Genomic DNA, 20,986 nt, shown 5'->3' on the forward strand with positions numbered 1-20,986 from the left:
TTTTTTGCCATGTCCGATTATCTCGCCGCCCTTGACGCCTGGAAGGCCAAGCGCCTCGCCAATCTCACCGCTTCCGATGGCTGGCTCAACATTATCGGCCGCTTCTGGCTCGCCGAGGGCACAGTCACCGTCGGCACCGCCGCGGATAACGACATCGTCCTCTCCGCCGGCCCCGCCCATGTCGGCTCGATCACGCAAGCTCCTGACGGCAAGGTCACCTATACCCCTGCCGATGGCGGTGCTCCGCAAGCCATCAAGCTCGACAAGCACCATCCCCCGCGCTTCACCGCCGGCTCGTTGCTGCTCGAAATCACCACGCTCAACGGCGAAAACGCCCTGCGCGTCCGCGACACCGCCTCGCCCGAGCCCGCCCGCTTCCCCGGCATCGATTATTTCCCGGCCCAGCCCGAATGGCGCATCGTGGCCGATTGGGTCCCTTTCGCCACCCCCAAGGGCATGACGGTGGACACCACCAAATCCATCCCCACCGATATCGAAGCCACCCACAAGGCCGTCTTCACCCATGACGGCCAGACCTACGAGCTGATCGCCACCCACGGCACGCCGCAATCACCGCAATTCGTGCTGCGCGACCCGACGTCGAAGGACTCCACCTACCCCGCCTCGCGCTTCCTCTTCGGCGAAGACGTCACCGACAAAACCATCGTCCTCGACTTCAACAAAGCCATCAACCCACCCTGCGCCTTCACCGAACACGCCGTTTGCCCCTTGCCGCCGCCGGAAAACGTTTTGCCCTTCCGCATCGAGGCCGGCGAGAAGCGCCTGAAGGACAGCCACTAAGCAGACCCAGCTACGACCGCGTCCTTCGACATCCTGAGCTTGTCGAAGGATCAGGATGAGGTCTACTGGAAGCATCGCGATCTTAAAGTAGACCTCATTGTGAGCCCGTCGAACCACGAGGTCGTGCCCCAATCCACCTCCCTCCCCCTTGTGGGGAGGGGTTGGGGGTGGGGGTTCTGCGCCCAGCGCCGACACGCATGTGTGGCCAACCCACGATGTCATTCCCGCGAAAGCGGGAACCTCTGTTTGGGATGCAAAAGAAGAAAACGAAGGTTCCCGCTTTCGCGGGAATGACATCGTGGGGTGGTGAGATTTGGGGATAATTACCCCCCCAAAATCCCCCGCGCCCGCGCAATCACCGGCGCATCCACCATCTTCCCATCCACCACAAACGCGCCCTCATTGCGCGCCGCGGCCGCAATTACCCGTCGCGCCCAATCCAGCTCATCCGCACTCGGCGCAAACGCTGCATTGAGCACCACCACCACAGACGGATGCACGCAGCTCGCCCCGTCAAACCCATGCATCCGCGCCTCGCGCGCCGCCTCTGCCAAAGCCTGCGTATCGGCATAATCCGCCGTCGACCGTAGCAGCCCAAATGACAGTCGCCCCTCCGCCTTGGCCGCGTAATGCACCATCAGCTTGGGAAATTTCAGCACCTCCGGCACAGGCTGCGCGCCCAGCAAAAACGCCAGATCCTCCCCACCCGTGCTCAGCGCCATCACCCGCGGCGCCCGCGCAATCGCCCGCGCATCCAGCACCGCCGCCGGGCTTTCAATCAATGGCACAAAAACCATCTCCTCTCGCCGCAACGCTACTTCCAGCGGATGCAAATGCGCCGCCAGTTCGCGCAGCGTCTCCGCGTGCTCCACCTTGGGCACGTATAACCCAAACGCCCCCGCCCGGCACGCCGCTTCCGCGTCCCCCAGCATCAGCGCCGGATCGGCATTGATCCGCACGAACACCTTGGCCCCATTGCGTCCCACTGACGGCACCGCCTCAGCCAGCCGCGCCCGCGCAGCGGCCTTGTCGGCCGCCATCACCGCATCCTCGAGGTCCAGAATGACCGCATCGGCCCCGCGCTCATGCGCCTTGGCGATGAACCGCTCCGAACTCGCCGGCACATAGAGCAGCGAGCGGATCATGCCCCCGTCTCCATCGCCGCGGCGATCTGCCCTTCATCAAGCCCCGCCTGGGCCAAAACCTCGCGCGTATGTTCGCCCAGCCCCGGTGCCGGCCGCCGCCAAATGCCCGGCGTGCCCGACATGCGCGGCACGATATTATGCATCGGCAGCGTACCGAATTCGGCATCCTCGACATCGACGATGATTTCGCGCTCATCAAAATGCGGGTCCGCCATTGCATCGGCAATATTGAAGATCGGCCCCACAGTCGCCCCCGATTTGCGCATGATATCAAGCGCCTCGGCGCTGTTCCGCCCAGCAAACCACCCGCCAATCGCTTCGTCCACCAGCGCGCGGTTCTTCACCCGGTCCGAATTGCTGGCAAAGCGCGGATCGTCATTCATGTCGCCGCGCCCGATAATCTCGAAAATCCGCCGCGCCACCGCCGGCGTCGAGCCCGACAGCGCCAGATATTTCCCATCGGCACAGCGATAAACATTGCGCGGCGAGGCCGTATTGGACGCACTGCCCACCCGCTGCTTGATCTTGCCGGTCACCGCATGAATGGCCGCTTCCGGCCCCAGCACCGAAAACATCGGCTCCAGCAGCGACAGGTCAATCACCTGCCCCCGCGCCCGCCCCTGTTGCCGCGCATAAAGCGCCATCGTCGTGGCCGACGCGCCATAAATCCCCGCAATCATATCGGCCAGCGCCAGCGGCGGCAGCACCGGCTCCCGATCGGGAAATCCCGTCCGATCCGCAAACCCGCTCATCGCCTCGACAATCGTGCCAAAGCCCGGCAACTGGGCATAAGGCCCGGTTTGCCCAAAGCCGGAAATCCGCACAATGATCAGATCAGGATTACGCTCAAGCAGCGCCTCGGGCGCCAGCCCCATCGCCTCAAGCGTGCCCGGCCGATAATTCTCGATGAACACATCGGCCCCGTTGACCAGCGCCCACAGCGCCGCCATGGCCGGCCCGTGCCGCAGGTTCAGCGCCACCGACCGCTTGTTGCGCCCATAGGTCTTCCAGAACAGGGAATGCCCGTCATCCTTCCAGTCCCGCAGCGGATCGCCATCATGCCCCTCGATCTTGATGACATCGGCGCCGAAGTCGGCAAGCTGCAGGCTAAGCATGTTGCCGGCCATCAACCGCGACAGATCGAGCACGCGAATGCTATCAAGTGGCCCGGTGGCTGCGGGGTCGAATGTTTTCTTTGGACCGTGCATCAGCGCAGCCGCAATCCGCTGTTCTTGTCAAAAATCAACAGCCGCGGCGGATCAATATGGAGGTGGATCTTCTCATCCGGGCTCAACAACTCATGATCCCGCACCACAATGGAAATGTCCTCATCCCCAATCCGCGCCAGCACTTCCTGCGCATCCCCGGTCGGCTCGACCACCACCACATTGGCCGGCACGCCAACATCCGCCAGCGTAATATGCTGCGGCCGCACGCCATAAACGATCTGCGTCCCCGCCGGCACATCCAGCGCCGTGCCCAATGGCAGCGTCGTGCCATTCTTCAGCGCTACATCCGTGCCGCCCTGGTAAACCGCCTCGAACAGATTGATTTCGGGCGAGCCGATAAAGCTCGCCACAAACAGGTTCACCGGATTGTTGTAGAGCTCCAGCGGCGCCCCGGCCTGCTCGATCTTGCCGCCATTCAGCACCACAATTTTGTCGGCCATGGTCATGGCCTCGGTCTGGTCATGCGTCACATAAATCGTGGTCTTGCCCAATCGCTGATGCAGCCGCTTGATCTCGCCGCGCATCTTTACGCGCAGCTTGGCGTCGAGGTTCGACAGCGGCTCATCAAACAAAAATGCCCGCGGATTGCGCACGATGGCCCGCCCCATGGCGACACGCTGCCGCTGGCCGCCGGACAGTTCGCGCGGCAACCGGTTGATCAGCTTTTCCAGCCCCAAAATCTCCGCCGCCTCGTCCACCCGCTTCTTGATCTCAGCCTTGGGCGTGCCGGCGAGCTTGAGCGCGAAGCTCATATTGTCGGCCACTTTCATATGCGGATAGAGCGCATAATTCTGGAACACCATGGCCAGGTCCCGTTCCTTGGCCGGCATATTGTTCACCACCTTGCCGCCAATGGTGATCTGCCCGGAGGTAATGTCCTCAAGCCCGGCAATCATGCGCAACAAGGTCGATTTCCCGCACCCCGAGGGCCCGACCAGCACGACAAATTCGCCATTGCCCATTTCAAGAGAAATGTCATTGAGCACAGTAACTTGCCCATAAGATTTTCCAACGCGCTTGAGCTCGATCTCAGACATTCTGGTCTCCTCCGAGGGGGAACGCACGAGGCGCTCCACCCCCACCATGTCATTCCCGCGAAAGCGGGAACCTCTGTTTCACTTGCGGCTTACGCCGTCTCGACAATCTCAATCCGGCCAACGCCAATCCGCCCGGCTGAAGCCAGTCGAATGCCCGTCATGCCGTAGGCGTAGCTTGCGTCCGCTGCTTCGATCAGCACCTTGCCATCGACAGCAAAGCTTAGCCGGTCACCCTTGAGCGTAAACTCAAACGAATAGCTCTTGCCGGTTTCGACCTTGAACGGCGCTCGCGCCAGCACGGTGCTGCCGAAATCCTCCTTGAGGATCACCACCTCATCGCCCTCGAACCCGGCCGCATAGAACCGCCCCGTGCCCTGCACCCGCGCCGTCACCAGCTGCGAGATACCCGACAGTCGCTGCACATCGGCCGTCACGCTCAGGTCCCGCGCATAGTAATGCCCGGTCCACAGATCGGCGTCCGTCGCCGTATGCCCCTGAATGCGGTCACCCGACTTGCTCCAGTGCCCCCGGTTCCAGGTAAAGCGCGTGATGGAGCCCAGCTCCTGCACTTCCCGCGCCGGCTCGATCACCGTCTTGCCCGCTCCACCGATCTGGAAATCGGCCAGGAACAGCCGCCCCAGGAACTTCAGCCGCCCGAAATATTCGATGGAAATACCCACCTCGTCGATTGCCTCATCGCCTTCCGGCACCACAAAGCTGATCTCCTGCCAGCCCTCGGCCGATGGCACATGCCAAGCCCCCGTCTCCTCGATGGCCCCGCTCATCGTCCGGCGGATATAGGGCGCAATCCGCAGATTGCCGTCGCCATTCCACGGATCGAGCCACACCTTGAAGCTCACCGTCTGCCCGGCATCGAGCACCGGCGAGAACATCGGGCGATAACGCTCATCGTCAAAATCGGCCCGGCGGTAGAATGGCTTCCAGAATACCCGGCCGCCCTGCCCGCGCTCCAGTCGGTCGAGCTGGATTTCCAGCGACCCGCGCGCCCCCTCGGTATGCCGCTCCGTTCCGCCCTTGAGCGTGATCTGGTTGAACCCCTCGGTGCGGAAACCATGTGTCGCTCCCGGCAGATCGAAATCGAACCGCACCCCACGCCGCGTCATGTCTTCCAGCCACAGCGCCGGCACATCACGCCCCGCCAATTGCAGCGCCAGCACCGTCAATTCCCGCGCAAAGCTCGGGATATCGACAATGTTGATCGAGCCGACAATGCCCGACGCCACCAGGAAATCATTGATCGGCTTGCGATACTTGTCCCAGCCCGGCTGCAGCCCCTCGAACGTGCCGACGATCGCGCCCGCATTGCCCGCATTACAGTCCGTATCCCAGCCCGCCATGGTCGCAATCTCGACCGTGCGCGGCAGTTCGCCCTTGCCATAAAGGATCGACATGATGGTCACACCCGCATTGGGAATGATGTGGCAAACGCCCGGATAGCGGTCATAGCCCCACTCGGCCGTCAGCATGTCGCGGCAAGCGCGCCAATCATCGGGATTGGCCCCGTAGAAGTCGATCACCGCCTGGCAAACCCGCGCATAGGTCGAGCTTGCGTCGATCGTCCCCATCGCCGTGGCGATAATCTCGTCAATCGACTTCGCCTCAAACGCCGCCGCAATCGCCGCCGCGCAGAACCGCGCGCCATTGAGCCCGTCGCCATCATGGGCCACCGATGCCGCCATGGCCGACATATCCGCCGCCTTCTGCGGATTGCCCGGATTCACCCAGCCCCAGCTATCGATGAAAATCTGCCCGCCGATCTGCTCGGCCACAGTCGTCCCGTTCTGCGCAATCGAGCCCGATTGCGGCGCCGGAATGCCCGCTCGCAGGTTCCGATAAGCCGTGTGCTCGGTCGAAACGCCAAACCCGCCCCACCAATACATGCCATGCTCTTCGGCGGCATAGTTCAGCCAGGTCTTGCCGACATCGGCCGCGGTCGCGTTCAGCCCATAATCGCGCAGCGCCCGAATGAAATAGACCGGACCATTGGTGTCATCATCCGCCGCGAAGTTCTTGAAATCGCGCAGATATTGCGTCACCTCGCCATAGGTCTTCTGGATGCGCTCATAGCTCCAGATGGTCGGCTCCACCGGGGCGCCCAGGCGCACGCCAATGGCCTTGCCGATAAAGCCGGCATAGATTTTTTCAAGAATTTGGATTTCGGAGAGCATCAGAAAAGTCTTTCAAACAAGAGTAAGGCGAGCGCGCTGGCGCGCTTCGGCGGCTTGGTGATCGGCCGTGAGAATGGTCTTGGCCGTTTCGGTAAAAGCATCGGCCGATGCGGTCAGGTCGAGCCGATTGGCGCTATCGAGCAGCGCCCGGTCTTCAGCGAGAATGACGCTTTCGCCATGCAGCGCGCCCAGGATCGCCCCGGCCATGACGCCGATTGAATCCGTATCCCGCCCCGAATTGATCCCGTCTTCGATCGACACCCGGAACGCCCCGTCATTGAGCAGGCAAAAGCCCAGCGCCAGCGGCAGCTCCTCGATCGCATTGAGCCGGCTGGGCCGATAGGCGTCGGTCAGCCGCCCCACCCGCTCGGGGCTGTGGTTCACATCGTCCCCCATGGGCGAATATTTGGCGATAGCCGCATGGAACGCGTCGCATACCGCCGCATGGCTCGCGCCGGTGCCGCGCAACTCGCGCGCAATCGCGGCAATCTCCACAATGGCGTTGCGTGTCCCGTCCTTGGCCACGCCAATCGCCGCGTCGACAATGGCGTCAATGCTGGTATTAGGCACAAAAGCCGCCGCCACCGCCGCCGCCATCACCCCGGCCGCTTCCAGCCCAAAACTCTCCTGGTGTCCCGAAGCAAAGGCGATCGCCTCGTCATAGGCCGCCTTGGGGTCCGCCGCATTAGTCACGCCAATCGGCGCGATATACATAGCCGCCCCGCAATTGACCATGTTCCCGATCCCGCCCTGCCGCGGGTCGCACGAACTCAGCTGATGTCGCTGGAAAATCCACTTTTCGGGGTAAAACAGCCGGTCGATCAACATCGCCTCGCGCTGCAATTCAGGCACCCAGCGCGGCTTCCAGGCGATCTCGCGCACCATGCCGTCCGCCATGTCCCAGGCGTCCAGATGCCGGCGCACATCGGCGTAAATGTCCATCAGCGCCAGCGTCATCAGCGTGTCGTCGGTGACAATGCCGTCCCCGCGCACCCGGTTATTGCGCGCCTCGGGCGCCATATCCATCTTGTGCCAGCGCGTCTTGAGCGAGGTCACCCGGCCATAACGCGCCCTGATATCGGCCGCCGACAGCTTCTCCACCGGCGCGCCGAGCGCATCGCCCAGGGCAATGCCGTGCAACATGGCGCGGACCCGGCCGCGAAGGGAATTTGGCATGTATTCAACTTTCACTTCTGACAGTCGCCCCACCCTCTATCCTCCATGGGAGGAGAGGGATGGAGGGTGAGGCCCCTGTCGTTACTCAGATGCCTACTTCAACACAGTCCGCGCATACTCATTCAGCCGGCTCCCGCCCGCCGCTTCCCATTCCGCGACATAGGCATCCCACTGGTCCATTCCGGCTTCACCGGAGATGAACTTGTAGACCCAGGCGCGATAGACGCTTTCGGTAGCATCGAGGTCCGCCGCATAATCAGCCGGGAACACAAACGCATTGTCCGGCTTGAAATTGTCCGACACCTGCTTGAGCGAGGCTTGTGCGGCTTCGCTCATCCAGGGGGTCGGCGGCGTCCAATTGGCGGCTGCAAAGAACCGCGCATACCAGGTGCTGATCTTGTCGGTCATCGTGTAGGTGTCGCCCGACTTGGTATATTCCTCGCCTTCAAAACCGAGGCGGTCGAGCAATTGGCCTTCCGGGCTCGCCATGAAATCGAGCAGCGCCATCACCGTGTCCTTGTGCTCGGAGAGCGAGGACATGGCAAAGCCGCGCGCTTCCTTGGATACGTCGATGGCCTGATTGCCCTGCCCGGCCGGCCCCTTGGGCGGCGCCAGCAGCACCAGTTCAGTGCCTGGATGCACCTGGCGCATCTTGCCGCCATAAATGTCGATGACTTCCGCGGACGAGCCGAAGATCACACCGGCCTTGCCGGTATAGAACTTGTCTTCCTTCACATCGAATTTGGACGTGATGTATTCGGGGTCAAACAGGCCCTTCTCGCGCAACGAGGCATAGAAGGCGATCTTGTCCTTCTCCTGGCTGGTAATGCGGGAATTGACCCACTCGCCAGCCTCATTCTTCATCCAACTCCCGGTCACCCCGAAGGCCTGGTTGAAGATGGAATCCAGCTCATTGGTATTGTCGGCCGTGGTCACGCCATAGGTATTGGCCACCCCGTCGCCGTCGAAATCACCATCCTTGATGGCGGTGAACAGGGCGACATAATCCTCAACCGTCTGCGGCGCCGGCAGGCCTGACTTTTCCAGCCAATCCTTGCGGATCACCGGCTGCGGCATGCGCGGCGGATAGACGTAAAGCAGGTACGGATAATTGGCCAACCGCTCCACGTTGTGGGGGTACAGCGCCGCCTTCAGGTTCGGCGATTTCTCGATCCAGGGCGTCAGATCTTCCAGAATCCCCTGCTCCACCATCTTGGCGTCGCCACCCTGGAAATAGATCAGGTCTGGAATATCACCCGACAGCAGCATGACGCTGAGCGCATCGGCATAGCCGGAGCTGGGCAGGTCAACGATCTGGATATCGATCTCGGTCCCCTTGGCCGCCATCGCTGCCTCGATCCGCTCGATATGCTTCACATCGGGTGGATTGGTACTCACCAGATCCTTGCTGACCATCCTTATCACCACCGGCTCGGCAAATGCCGGCGCAATGGCAAATGCCAGCGCACTCGTCGCCAGCAACAGTTTCCTCATAAGCATTGCAGTCTCCTCCTAGTGTTTTTGGTAGCCACTCAGCCGCTTGCGCGGGATTTTGGTTGTGTCTCGAAAATTCCCCACCCACCGTGTCATCGCGGAGAGTGGAAATACCGGTGGCCTCATCCCTTCAACGCCCCCGACATCGTCCCCTTGGTGAAGAACTTTAGAATCAGCGGGTAGATCACCAGGATCGGCACAATGGTCAGGATGATCATCCCGGCCTTGAGCGCCCGCAGGTCGATCTGGCTGGCGCCCGTGTAGTTGTTCGCCGCGTCCACCCCGACAATGGCCAGCTTGTCCCCGCCGATCACGAATTGCCGGAGCACCACCTGCAGCGGCCACTTGCCCTGATCAGTGATGTAGATCATCGCCCGGAAAAACTCGTTCCAGTGGAACACGATGTAGAACAGGGTGATCGTCGCCAGCGCCGGCTTGGCCAGCGGCAGCACCACATACCAAAAGGTCTGGAACGCGTTGGAGCCGTCCAGCTCGGCTGCATCGAGCAATTCCTGCGGAATTTCTTCGAAGAACCGGATCAGGATGATCAGATACCAGGCATTGACCAGCTTGAAGAAGATCACCGACCAATAGCTGTCCAGCAGCCCCAGCCGCTTGTTGACGAAATAATCCGGGATAATGCCGGGGTCGAACACGATGGTGACCAGCACCATGATGAACAATATCCGCCGCCCCGGCAGGCCCGGCCGCGATAGCCCCCAGGCCATCAGCGCCGTGAAGATGATGTTGAGCAGCGTGCCCGCCCCGGTGATCAGGATCGAATTCAGCAGCCCTGCCCGCACATTGGGGTGGTTGATCAATAGCGTCCATACATCGAACGACAGTCCACGCGGCAGCACTTCCATGCCGCTCATCCCCGGTAGCTTGGCCGGGTCCGATAGCGACACCGCCAGCAGGTTCAGCAGCGGCTGTACCGTCACCACCACCAGCAGCAGCAGCGTCGAAACGATGATCGCATATTCCACGCGCTCGAGCGGGGTGCGGCGATTATTGGCGGCCATCACCAGACTCCCTTGCCGGTCAGTCGTTTGGAAAACAGATGCGCCAGCAGGATCAGCAACATGCCCAGCACGGCCTTGAACAGGCCCGCCGCCGTCGCCAGCGAGTATTCCCCGGTCTGCAAGCCGATGCGGTAGACGTAGGTGTCAACGATATCGATCTGGCTGCGCACCACGTCGTTGGAGAAGTTGATCACCTGGTTGAGGTCGGCACTGAGGAACATGCCGGCATTGAGGATGAACAGCGTGGCAATGGTCGGCACGATCCCCGGAATGGTCACATAGAGGATTTTCTGCCAGCGATTGGCCCCGTCCATTTCCGCCGCGTCATACAGCGCCTGGTCGATGGCGATGATCGCTGCCAGATAGAGCAGGCTGTCCCACCCCGCCGAGCGCCACATTTCCGAGAACACCAGTACCCAGCGGATCGCGCCGGTATCGGTCATGTAGGATTTCGGCTGCCCGCCAAAGAAGCCGGTAATGTCGTTGACCACGCCATCGCTCGGTGACAAGGCCGCGATGAACACGCCGGCGATCACCACCCAGCTCAAGAAGTGCGGCAGATACACTGCCGACTGGATGAATTTGCGCAGCGATCCGCTCCGCACTTCATTCAGCATCAGCGCCACCACGATCGGCACCGGAAAGACGAACAGCATTTTCATGCCGGAAATGATCAGCGTGTTGACCAACACCTGCCAGAACACTGGCGAGGTGAACAGCACCTGGAAATGCTTCAGCCCCACCCAGATATTGGGCGGGATGATCCGCACCTGCTCGAACGCGATCTTGGCTTCCCAGATCGGCAGATAGTGAAACAGGATGAAGAAAATGATGCCCGGCGCCATCATGGCGTAATAGGGCCACCATTGCCGCACCTTCGCGCCGAAACCGCCCGTCGATGCTAACAGTCCGTTAGCAGATTCGGCCTCTGCGTGCGCGGGAACGTTCCCAATGTCAGGCGCCGTAACGCGGCGCAGCCCTGGCTTCACAACCATCCTCAGTCCTCCCTACCCCGCAGCAACGCGCTTGGGGGCTGGCACCGACAGATCGGCGAGTGAGCCTCGCTCTATCAGCCGGCACGGCATATAGATCCGGCCATGTTCGGGCCGGTGTTCGATTTCGTCGAAGAGCTGTTCCACTGCCCGCACGCCGATTTCGCGGCCCGGCTTGGCAATCGTGGTCAGCCCCGGCCAGGCAAATTCGCCCGACGGAATGCCGTCAAAACCAATGATCGATACATCTGCCGGGCAATTCAGCCCCGCCTCGCGCACCGCCATCATGGCGCCCAGCGCCATCATGTCATTGGCAGCAAATACACAGACATGCCCGACATGCGGCCGCTCCAGCAGTCGCCGCATTGCCTCGCGCCCGCCCTCGACCGTGTATTCGCCATCTTCCATGGCCAATATGCCGGGGTCGATATCGCGTTCCACGCAATGCTCATGCACCGCCCGCAAGAACCGCGCCCGCGCCAGTCTCGACTTGGGTCCGACGATAAAGCTTGGCGCAGAATGTCCTTTTGAAACAAGATGATCCATCCCAAGCCTCACAGCCTGGGTGATATCCGAACCGACGCTCGATATGTCGGCAAACCGTTCGGCGCTCGATCCGATGAACACGAATGGCAGCCCAAAACGATGATGATCGTCGAAATTATCGGCCACCGGATTGATGATCGCGCCATCCACCCGCGCCCGCCGCAGCGTACCAATATGGGTGGCTTCCTTGGCCGCATCCCAGTCCGACGAGAACACCAGCAGCGACGCGCCACTCTCCGCCGCCCGGTCCTGCGCGCCGCGCGCTACCTCACCCCAGAACGGGTTGGTGATATCGGGAATGACCAGCCCAAGCATGCCCGAGCGTCCCGATCGCATGCCCACCGCCAGGTGGTTGCGCTCATAGCCCGTCGCCGCCGCCGCGCGCAAAACCCGCTCGCGCGTCTCGTCATTGATATTGCCCGAACCGGCAAGCGCGCGCGCCGCCGTGCTCTTGGACACGCCAGCGCGTTCTGCCACATCAATGATGGTCGGCCGACGATTGCGGCTGCTATTCATAAACCCATCCCAAAACGGCTTCTGCTGGCCATTTCCATTGATGGGAACGTTACCGCGAATCCAAATCAAGTCAATAACTTTGTGCGGCCGCATTAGCTTGCAGCCAAAACGCGATAAAAATCAAAACCTTACCGCATGTGCAAAACCACGCCCACTGGTTGGCAGATTGCAGAACACCGGACTCGCGGGCAGCTTCCCACCTCCGATCACAACAAAATTCCTGGAAATTTCACTCAAACCCATGATTTCGTCGCACCCATCATCCAAGGATTGCCGATGATGTTCCGCAGCCTCCTCCTCGCCTCCTCAATGCTCCTCGCCGCACCCGCCTTCGCGCAGGACGCAGCGCCCTCGCGCACGCTGACTGAGGTGCTGGAGGATGCCGAACGGCTGGGGCCACTGGAAACCGTGATCGTCTCGCAGAACGGCGAAATCATCGCCGAGCGCGGCTATGACGGCCATAGCCTCGACGCCCCGACCAACATAAAATCGGCTTCAAAAACAATCATTTCCGCCCTGATCGGCGTCGCCATCGAGAAGGGCATTCTCGAAAGCACCGACCAGAAGATCGCGCCAATCCTGCGCGATGACCTGCCCTCCAATGCCGATCCGCGCATCGAGGACATCACCATCGGCGACCTGCTGACCATGCGCGCTGGCCTGGAGCCCACCTCGGGCGTCAATTACGGCCGCTGGGTCGCCAGCGATAACTGGGTTCGCGCCGCCCTAGCCCGCCCCTTCGTCGATGATCCGGGCGCCGGCATGCTCTATTCCACCGGCTCCAGCCACCTGCTGTCAGCCATCCTCACCCAGCAAACCGGCCGCTCCACCCTGGCCAATGCCCGCGAATGGCTCGGCGCGGTCCCCAGCTTCGCCATCGCCAGCTGGGACCGGGACCCACAAGGCATTTATCTGGGCGGCAACCAGATGGCCATGACCCCACGCTCACTGCTGGCCTTTGGCGAGCTCTACCGCAATGGCGGCCTCGCCCCCGATGGCACAAGCGTCATCTCGCAAGCCTGGATTGACCAATCCTGGTCTCCACACACGCGGTCCATCCGCACTGGCGACAGCTACGGCTATGGCTGGTTCTTGCGCAATATCGGTGGTGAAGATACCCGCTTTGCCTGGGGTTTTGGCGGCCAGATGCTCTACATCGTGCCTGCGCTGGACCTGACCGTCGTAATGACCTCGGACGAAACCACCGGGGCCGCCAATACCGGCCACCGCGACGATCTGCACAACCTGCTGGCCGAAATCATCGCCACCATAAGTGATGCGGAATAGGCCCCTACTCGTCCTCGCCCCGCTTATGGGCATTGGTCCGCTTGTCCACCAGCGCCTTCTCGGCCTCGGCCAAGGTCTTCTCGGCCTTGGTCCGCCCAAACTTGACGCGATTCTCCACCGCCAGCGCCTCTTTGTCAGCCCGAGCCTTCGCCTTACGCGCCTTGGACAGCGAAATAATCTCAGCCATATCTAGCTTACCTCCGGACGGTCCAGCCGAAGATAGACGCTGTGGCACCATTCGTCACCCAGCAGGAATGTGTTCTCGGCCCGCCCGGTCTCGATGAATCCGAGCTTACCCAACACGCTCAGCGACGCCGCATTGCGCGGGTCAACATCGGCATCCAGATGCGTCGCCGCCGTATCGGCAAAGGCATAGGCAATAAACGCCCGCGACGCCTCGGTCGCTAGCCCCCGCCCCCAACAGTCCCGCCGTAACATGAAACCGAAATCGGGCAGCCGCCCAGCTCCAACCGTGCCGATGGCCTCGCCATCCAGCACCATGATGAAGTCCTCGCCGCCATTGGCCGTGCGCTCAAGCATCTTGTCGAGCCAGCGCCTTGTCACCTCGCGGTCGGCATGCGGCAATGTCGACCAATACCGCATCGCCTGCGGGTCCGACATGATGGCGAACATTGCCTCCAGGTCGCTCGCGAGCGGCCGCCGTAACAGCAGCCGCTCACTGCGTAATTCCATCAGACCAGCCGGCTCTGTTCCATCGCAGCCGCAATGAAGCTGGCGAACAGCGGGTGCGGCTCGAACGGCTTGGACTTCAGCTCCGGGTGGAACTGTACGCCGATAAACCATGGGTGATCGGTGCGCTCGACAATCTCGGGCAGCTTGCCATCGGGCGAAACGCCGGAGAACAGCAGGCCGTTTTTCTCGAGCAGCTTGCGATAGTCCATGTTGACTTCGTAGCGGTGGCGATGGCGCTCGGAAATGCGCGTGGAGCCATAAATATCGGCCACACGGCTGCCGCGCGTCAGCTGCGCCGGATAGGCGCCCAACCGCATCGTGCCGCCGAGATCGCCCTCGGAAACGCGCTTTTCGGTGTCGTTGCCCTTCACCCACTCGGTCATCATGCCAACGATCGGCTCCTTGGTCGGGCCGAATTCGGTGGACGAGGCATTCTTGATGCCGGCGGTATTGCGGGCCGCTTCGACGCAAGCCATCTGCATGCCAAAGCAAATACCGAAATAGGGCACATCCTTGACACGGGCAAAGCGCGCCGCTTCGATCTTGCCGGCCGAACCACGCTCACCGAACCCGCCGGGCACCAGTATGCCGTGGACATGCTCGAGATAGGGTGCCGGATCGTCGCGCTCGAAGACCTCGCTATCGATCCACTGCAGGTTGACCTTGACCTTATTGGCAATGCCGCCATGCGCCAGCGCTTCGCTCAGCGATTTATAGGCGTCCTTGAGGCCGGTATATTTGCCCACAATGGCGATATTGACCTCGCCTTCCGGGTTATGCAGGCGGGCCGACACATCTTCCCAGGCCTTGAGATCCGGCGCGGGCGCATCGGTGATACCGAAGGCGGCCAGGATTTCACGATCCAACCCTTCCTTGTGGTAGGCCAACGGCACATCATAGATCGAGGCGACGTCGAGTCCCTGGATAACCGCGCTTTCGCGCACGTTGCAGAACAGCGACAGCTTCTTCTTCTCGCCCTCGGGGATCGGGCGGTCGCAGCGCACCAGCAGCACATCCGGCGCAATGCCGATGGAGCGCAGCTCGCGCACCGAGTGCTGGGTCGGCTTGGTCTTGAGCTCACCGGCCGAGGGAATGTAGGGCATCAGCGTCAGATGCAGGTAGCAGGCGTGGCCGCGCGGCAGATCATTGCCAAGCTGGCGGATCGCCTCGAAGAACGGCAGGCCTTCGATGTCGCCGACCGTGCCGCCGACTTCGACCAGCACGAAATCGAACTCGTCATTGCCTTCAATGACGAAATTCTTGATCGCGTCGGTGACGTGCGGAATGACCTGCACAGTCGCGCCGAGATACTCGCCCTTGCGCTCCTTGGCCAGGATGTCGGAATAGATGCGACCGGTGGTGATGTTGTCGCGCTTGTTGGCCGCCCGGCCGGTGAAGCGCTCATAATGGCCCAAATCCAGATCGGTCTCGGCGCCGTCGTCGGTGACGAACACCTCACCGTGCTGGGTGGGCGACATCGTGCCGGGGTCCACATTGAGATAGGGGTCAAGCTTGCGCAGCCGCACCTTGTAGCCGCGCGCTTGCAGGACTGCGCCAAGCGCCGCCGATGCAAGACCTTTACCCAATGAGGAGACCACGCCTCCGGTGATGAATACGTACCGAGCCATGGGCGTTCACCTTAATCACATCGTCGTCGATTCGTAGAGCCCGCGTGCGGCTCTACACAAAAGAAGAAGGGGATGTTTCCATCCCCCTCTGTCGCTACGCCTTGCGGCGGTTAGTTGGTCGCCGGAGCGGCCGGTGTTTGTGTCGGCGTCTCCGCCGGAGTCGTGGGAACCGGCAGGTCGCTATTGGCGGCCGGAGCAGTCGTTGTCGTATCGGTCGCTGGGGCCACAGTGCCGATGTCCTCGGTCACCGGATCGGCGCCAGCCGGAGCCGTCGGGTCGGTCGCGGGAACCGGCAGATCAGACGTCGTGCCGCCCTGCAGCGAATTGAGCGCATCGAGCACGCTGGTCGGTGCGGTCTGGTCGGTGCCCTGCACGGCGCGTTCGAGAATACCCGAAGTGCCACGATCAAATTCGCTGAGCACGGTCAACCCGATCGCCGTTGCGAAAAACAGCGTCGCCAGAATCGCCGTGGTCCGGGTCAAAAGGTTGGCCGAGCCGCGAGCGGTCATAAAGCCGCCGCTGCCACCACCAATGCCCAGCGCACCGCCCTCGGAGCGCTGCAGCAGGATCACCGCGATCAGCGCCAGGACGATCAGCAGATAGGCAACAATCAGGACGTTCGCCATCGTGTCTCAGTTTCAGGTCGTGTCAAAAGATGGCGCGTCTTACACGCCTCGTGCCGCAATTGCCAGAGGCCGGGCGGAATTTCCAACCAGCCTCTGCCGTCTCGCGCTTATTATACGGCGGAGATAATGGTGTAGAAGTCCTTTGCCAAGAGGCTGGCGCCCCCAACAAGCCCGCCATTGACGTTTTCAATGGCCAAAATCTCGCGCGCATTCTGCGGCTTGAGCGAGCCGCCATAAAGAATGCGGATGGCGAGGCCCTTGTCCGCGAACCGGTCGACCAGAATGGTGCGGATGCGATTGTGCATCTGCGCGATTTCTTCACTGGTCGGTGTGCGGCCTGTGCCGATCGCCCAGACGGGTTCATAGGCGACGATCACCTCATGTTGACCGGCGTGATCGGGAATCGAACCGGCGAGCTGGGTGGCGACCACGGTTTCGGCTTTGCCGCTATCGCGCTCGGCCTCGGTCTCGCCAACGCAGATGATAGGCTTGAGCCCGGCGCCGATGGCGGCTTCGGCCTTGGCGCGGACGGTAGCATCGGTTTCGGCATAAGCAGCGCGGCGCTCGGAATGGCCCACGATGACATATTGCGCGCCGGCATCGGCCAGCATGCCGGCTGCGATATCCCCGGTATGGGCGCCTGAGGCTGCGGGATGGCAATCCTGCCCGCCGGCCAGAATGCCTGATGTGGCGCCCTGGCGGGCGACGGCCGCCAGAATCGTTGCAGGAGGACAGATGACCACGACGGCGCGGGGCGCTTCACCGGTTGTCAGCATTTCTGCCAGGCTCTGGAGTTCGTCCAGCGAAGCGCGAACGCCGTTCATTTTCCAGTTGCCCGCGATCAGCGGCGTCAATGTCGTTGTCACTCTTAATACTCCTGCCTCTTGCACCAGAGCGGGCTTTGCCCTAACCCCGAACGTCAAATTGGATTACTAGTGCCCACCCGCTGCTGCGGTAAAGCCTAGATACGCGTTATGGAACGTCTGACATGCTCGATAGTTTGCGCGGTTTTGCAAAATCCTGGCCCGGTAAGGTCATGGGTGCTTTTCTTTTGGTGGGCATTGCCGGGTTCGGCATCAACAATGTCATCACGGACCTGGGCACCAACACCGTAGCACGTGTCGGCAATGAGGAAATCAATTCTCGGGAATTCCTGCGCGCCTACCAGAACCAGATGAACCAGGTGGCCCAGCGGCTGGGGTCAGTCCCCACCCAGCAGGAAGCCGTGAGCCTGGGCATTCCCTCCATGGTGCTGCAGAGCCTGGCGCAGGACGCGGCCCTCAGCCAGATGGCGAATAATTTCGGGCTCGGCGTTTCTGAGCAGAAGCTTAGCGAAATGCTGCGCGAGGACCCGTCCTTTGCCGGCACGCTCGGCACGTTCGACCCCGCCGCCTTCACCCAGGTGTTGCAGCAGAGCGGCCTGACCGAGGCCGAATATTTTGCCGACCAGAGCAAGGCCGCAGAGCGCCAGCAACTGGTGCTCTCGCTGTTTGGCGATACCAAGCTCTCCGCCACGGCCTCCAACCTGGTCAATCGCTACGCTGCCGACCAGCGCACCATGGATTATTTCGTCATTGGCGACACCAATATCGAAACACCCGCCGCGCCGACCGAGGCAGAACTGGTCGCCTATCTCACCGAGCATCAAGCCGACTATCGCACCGTTGAAACCCGTACAGTGCAAATGCTCGAGCTGTCGCCCGCGAGCCTGGCTAAAACCAAGACCATTTCCGACGATGCCATTGCCGCCGAATACGAGCGCACCAAGGCCAGCCTCAATACGCCCGAGACCCGCACCATTCAGCAGGTCGCGCTCAATCCCGAGCAGGTCACGGCCTTCGAAGCCGGCCAGACCGCTGGCACGCCCTTCGAAACGCTGGTGACCACTGCCGGCTTGACGCCGACCGAGCTTGGCACCCTGGCGCAGTCCAACATCACGGACGCCGCCCTCGCCACCGCCGCCTTCGGGCTGCCGCAGGGCGGGTTCGCCATCATCGATGGCATTGGCGGCAAGCGAGCCATTCATGTCTCGGCCATTCAGCCGGCCCGCGCGCCTACGCTGGCCGAGGCCCGTGACCAGATCGCGCAGAATCTGGCTCTGGCCGAAGCGCGCAATGAAGTGTCCGACGTTCTCGACCAAATCGAAGAATTGCGCGCCGCGTTCCAGCCGCTGACCGACATTGCGGCCCGCTTCAACCTCGATCTCTATGAGGCCAATGTGACTGCCGGCGGCGGCGAACTTTCCGTCGTCCCCGGCCTCACTGACGCCGACCGCCCCCGCGTTGCCCAGGCTATTTTCAAGGCCGAAGAGGGCAAGCTGACCCCGGCAACCCAGTTGGCCGGCAGTGCCAATCTGTGGTTCGACCTGGTCAAGATCGATCCGGCACGCGACCAGACGCTTGATGAAGTGCGCGAGCAGGTGACGACCGCGATCACCACCGAACGTACCAATGCTGCCCTCGCCACCGCGCAGGACGCCGCTGTAAAGCGCATCGAGGCTGGCGAAGCCATTGCCGATGTGGCCGCCTCGCTCGGGGTATTCCCGCAGCTAAGCACCCAGTTCACCCGCTTTGGTTCGCAGGACCAGACCATTGACCAGACGGTCGCAGCCGCGGCCTTTGCCGGCGGCGAGGACCATCATGGCGCCGTGGTCAGCAATAGCGGCGAGCATATCGTGTTCCAGGTCACCGCTGTGACGCCAGCCGAAGGCGGCCTGGCCGAGCAGGCCAATGCCAGCCTCGAAAACGAAGTGCGGATCGGCATCTATGGCGATTTCGTAACCGCCGTGCGCGACGAAGCCGGCTTGCGCGTCAATGAGCAGGCCTTGCAGCAATCGCTTTCTCTCCTCACCGGCGCGCAATAGCGCCGGCCCAACCCAACTGGAACACCTGACGATGGGCGACGATTCCTACCAGCGCTTTGCCGAGCAATACGAAGCCGGGAAATCGCAGATCGTCTGGCGTCGCATCGTGGCCGACCTCGAAACGCCGATCGGCACCTATCTGAAGCTGGCACAGGACCGCACCAACACCTTCCTGCTCGAATCAGTGCAGGACGGTGCCATTCGCGGCCGCTATTCGATCATTGGCCTCTTGCCCGATGTCATCCTCAAGGTTGAGGCCGGCCAGGCGTCCATCAATCGCACGGCCCAGCTCGATCCGGATCATTACGAGCCGCTGAGCGAAGCCCCACTCGACGCGCTACGTACCCTGGTGGCCGACAGCAAGATCGACGTGCCGCCCGGCCTGCCGCCGCAGTCGGCCGGCATCTATGGCTTTTTGGGCTATGAGATGGTCCGCTATATGGAAGTGCTGCCCAACAGCAATCCGGACCATCTGGAGCTTCCCGAAGCGACCTTGATGCGTCCCTCGCTGCTGGCCATCTTCGATACGCTCAAGGACGAGCTTTACCTGACCGCTCCCATCTTCGTGCGGGAGGGCGTCACCGCTCGCCAGGCCCATGAGGCTGCCGAGGCCCGCATCGAGGAGGCGATAGCCCGTCTGGGCCGCGCTTTGCCCACTACAGCCGCTCTGCCCGACCTCGAGAGCATCGCTGTCACCAGCAATACCAGCCGCGAGGAATATTTCGCGATGGTGGCCAAGGCCAAGGACTACATCACGGCCGGCGATATCTTCCAGGTCGTGCTGAGCCAGCGGTTCGAGGCTGAATTCACCCTGCCCGCCACAGCGCTCTATCGCGCGCTGCGCCGCACCAATCCCAGCCCCTATATGTATTTCCTCGATTTCGGCGGCTTTGCCATTGCCGGGTCGAGCCCGGAAGTGCTGGTCCGTGTGCAGGACGGCGAGGTCACGATCCGCCCCATCGCCGGCACCCGCAAGCGTGGCGCTACCCCGACGCGGGATCAGGAACTGGCCGCCGAACTGCTCGCCGACCCAAAGGAACTGGCCGAACATCTGATGCTGCTCGATCTGGGCCGCAACGACGTCGGCCGCGTCGCCAAGACCGGCACGGTCAAGGTCACCGACAAGTTCTTCCTCGAATTCTATTCCCACGTCATGCACATCGTTTCCAACGTGGTTGGTGTGCTCGATCCCAAATACGACTTCGTCGATGCCCTCTCGGCCGGTTTCCCGGCGGGCACGGTCTCCGGCGCCCCCAAGGTTCGCGCCATGGAAATCATCGATGAGCTGGAAAAGTCCCGCCGCGGCATCTATGGCGGCTGCGTCGGCTATTTCAGCGCCGATGGAACCATGGACACCTGCATCGTGCTGCGCACCGCCATCGTCAAGGATGGCAAGCTCTATGCCCAGGCCGGCGCCGGCATTGTGGCGGACAGCAAGCCCGAACTCGAACAGCTCGAATGCGAAAACAAGGCCCGCGCCCTTTTCAGCGCCGCCGAGGAAGCGCTACGCTATGCCGGCGAGGCGAGGATCGGGCAATGAGCGAAACTTTTGAAGACCTCATGGTGAGCTTGTCGAACCATGAGGTCGGGCGAGTGGAGGCCGGTGCCACGACCTCGTCCTTCGACAGGCTCAGGATGAGGTCTACCGAAATTCATCGATGGCGGGACGAGTTCTGAAAACGGCGGTTCCCGCTTTCGCGGGAATGACACCGTGGTTGGAATTTGTCTTTAGTGGAAAGTCC

General features: G+C 62.0%; 18 protein-coding genes. 4 read left to right on the top strand and 14 right to left on the bottom strand.

What is annotated here, in order from left to right; translation table 11 throughout:
* Positions 1-9: 9 nt before the first annotated feature.
* A complete protein-coding gene (locus tag N8A98_RS20165; RefSeq protein ID WP_262168016.1) occupies positions 10-801 on the top strand; it encodes a DUF1684 domain-containing protein in 792 nt (263 codons plus the stop codon).
* A 323-nt stretch (positions 802-1,124) separates the two neighbouring features.
* On the opposite strand, the gene N8A98_RS20170 is transcribed toward N8A98_RS20165, so the two are convergent.
* The 9 genes from N8A98_RS20170 to N8A98_RS20210 all read right to left on the bottom strand — a co-directional run bounded on the left by N8A98_RS20170 (position 1,125) and on the right by N8A98_RS20210 (position 12,147).
* Complete coding sequence (locus N8A98_RS20170) at positions 1,125-1,946, bottom strand: HpcH/HpaI aldolase/citrate lyase family protein (protein ID WP_262168017.1); 822 nt, start codon at positions 1,944-1,946, stop codon at positions 1,125-1,127.
* Complete coding sequence (locus N8A98_RS20175; RefSeq protein WP_262168018.1) at positions 1,943-3,154, bottom strand: CaiB/BaiF CoA transferase family protein; 1,212 nt, start codon at positions 3,152-3,154, stop codon at positions 1,943-1,945. The genes N8A98_RS20170 and N8A98_RS20175 overlap by 4 nt, the downstream gene beginning before the upstream one ends.
* On the bottom strand, positions 3,154-4,212 hold the full coding sequence (locus N8A98_RS20180; RefSeq protein ID WP_262168020.1) for an ABC transporter ATP-binding protein: 1,059 nt from the start codon (positions 4,210-4,212) through the stop codon (positions 3,154-3,156). Before N8A98_RS20180 ends, N8A98_RS20175 begins: the two co-directional genes overlap by 1 nt.
* Before the next feature lie 89 nt (positions 4,213-4,301).
* Positions 4,302-6,401, bottom strand: a complete 2,100-nt coding sequence (locus tag N8A98_RS20185) for an ADP-ribosylglycohydrolase family protein (protein WP_262168021.1) — start codon at positions 6,399-6,401, stop codon at positions 4,302-4,304.
* A gap of 12 nt (positions 6,402-6,413) precedes the next feature.
* Entirely contained in the window at positions 6,414-7,577 is a 1,164-nt protein-coding gene (locus N8A98_RS20190) for an ADP-ribosylglycohydrolase family protein (protein ID WP_262168023.1), read from the bottom strand.
* 93 nt (positions 7,578-7,670) lie between these two features.
* A complete protein-coding gene (locus N8A98_RS20195) occupies positions 7,671-9,077 on the bottom strand; it encodes an extracellular solute-binding protein (RefSeq protein ID WP_262168024.1) in 1,407 nt (468 codons plus the stop codon).
* Between the two features lie 116 nt (positions 9,078-9,193).
* Entirely contained in the window at positions 9,194-10,093 is a 900-nt protein-coding gene (locus tag N8A98_RS20200; RefSeq protein ID WP_262168026.1) for a carbohydrate ABC transporter permease, read from the bottom strand.
* Positions 10,093-11,088 (bottom strand): ABC transporter permease, encoded by a 996-nt coding sequence (locus N8A98_RS20205; protein ID WP_262168028.1) that lies wholly within the window; start codon positions 11,086-11,088, stop codon positions 10,093-10,095. The genes N8A98_RS20200 and N8A98_RS20205 overlap by 1 nt, the downstream gene beginning before the upstream one ends.
* A gap of 12 nt (positions 11,089-11,100) precedes the next feature.
* Positions 11,101-12,147 (bottom strand): LacI family DNA-binding transcriptional regulator, encoded by a 1,047-nt coding sequence (locus N8A98_RS20210; protein ID WP_262168029.1) that lies wholly within the window; start codon positions 12,145-12,147, stop codon positions 11,101-11,103.
* A gap of 279 nt (positions 12,148-12,426) precedes the next feature.
* Between N8A98_RS20210 and N8A98_RS20215 the strand changes: the two genes are divergently transcribed.
* Entirely contained in the window at positions 12,427-13,434 is a 1,008-nt protein-coding gene (locus tag N8A98_RS20215) for a serine hydrolase domain-containing protein (protein ID WP_262172086.1), read from the top strand.
* 4 nt (positions 13,435-13,438) lie between these two features.
* Here the strand turns inward: N8A98_RS20215 and N8A98_RS20220 are convergent, their stop codons facing one another.
* The 5 genes from N8A98_RS20220 to tpiA all read right to left on the bottom strand — a co-directional run bounded on the left by N8A98_RS20220 (position 13,439) and on the right by tpiA (position 17,247).
* Positions 13,439-13,621, bottom strand: coding sequence for a DUF4169 family protein (locus N8A98_RS20220; protein ID WP_262168031.1), 183 nt, complete (start codon positions 13,619-13,621; stop codon positions 13,439-13,441).
* Between the two features lie 2 nt (positions 13,622-13,623).
* Positions 13,624-14,127, bottom strand: coding sequence for a GNAT family N-acetyltransferase (locus N8A98_RS20225; RefSeq protein ID WP_262168032.1), 504 nt, complete (start codon positions 14,125-14,127; stop codon positions 13,624-13,626).
* On the bottom strand, positions 14,127-15,755 hold the full coding sequence (locus tag N8A98_RS20230; protein WP_262168034.1) for a CTP synthase: 1,629 nt from the start codon (positions 15,753-15,755) through the stop codon (positions 14,127-14,129). Before N8A98_RS20230 ends, N8A98_RS20225 begins: the two co-directional genes overlap by 1 nt.
* Before the next feature lie 110 nt (positions 15,756-15,865).
* Positions 15,866-16,381: a preprotein translocase subunit SecG gene (gene secG / locus N8A98_RS20235; protein WP_262168035.1), complete on the bottom strand. Its 516-nt coding sequence runs from the start codon at positions 16,379-16,381 to the stop codon at positions 15,866-15,868.
* Positions 16,382-16,491: 110 nt separating this feature from the next.
* Positions 16,492-17,247 (bottom strand): triose-phosphate isomerase, encoded by a 756-nt coding sequence (gene tpiA, locus N8A98_RS20240; RefSeq protein WP_262168037.1) that lies wholly within the window; start codon positions 17,245-17,247, stop codon positions 16,492-16,494.
* Positions 17,248-17,369: 122 nt separating this feature from the next.
* Between tpiA and N8A98_RS20245 the strand changes: the two genes are divergently transcribed.
* Both N8A98_RS20245 and trpE read left to right on the top strand, forming a co-directional pair.
* Positions 17,370-19,244, top strand: a complete 1,875-nt coding sequence (locus N8A98_RS20245) for a peptidylprolyl isomerase (protein ID WP_262168039.1) — start codon at positions 17,370-17,372, stop codon at positions 19,242-19,244.
* 31 nt (positions 19,245-19,275) lie between these two features.
* A complete protein-coding gene (trpE, locus tag N8A98_RS20250) occupies positions 19,276-20,784 on the top strand; it encodes an anthranilate synthase component I (protein WP_262168040.1) in 1,509 nt (502 codons plus the stop codon).
* Positions 20,785-20,986 lie beyond the last annotated feature (202 nt).

Source organism: Devosia neptuniae (assembly GCF_025452235.1).
Classification (GTDB): Bacteria; Pseudomonadota; Alphaproteobacteria; order Rhizobiales; family Devosiaceae; genus Devosia.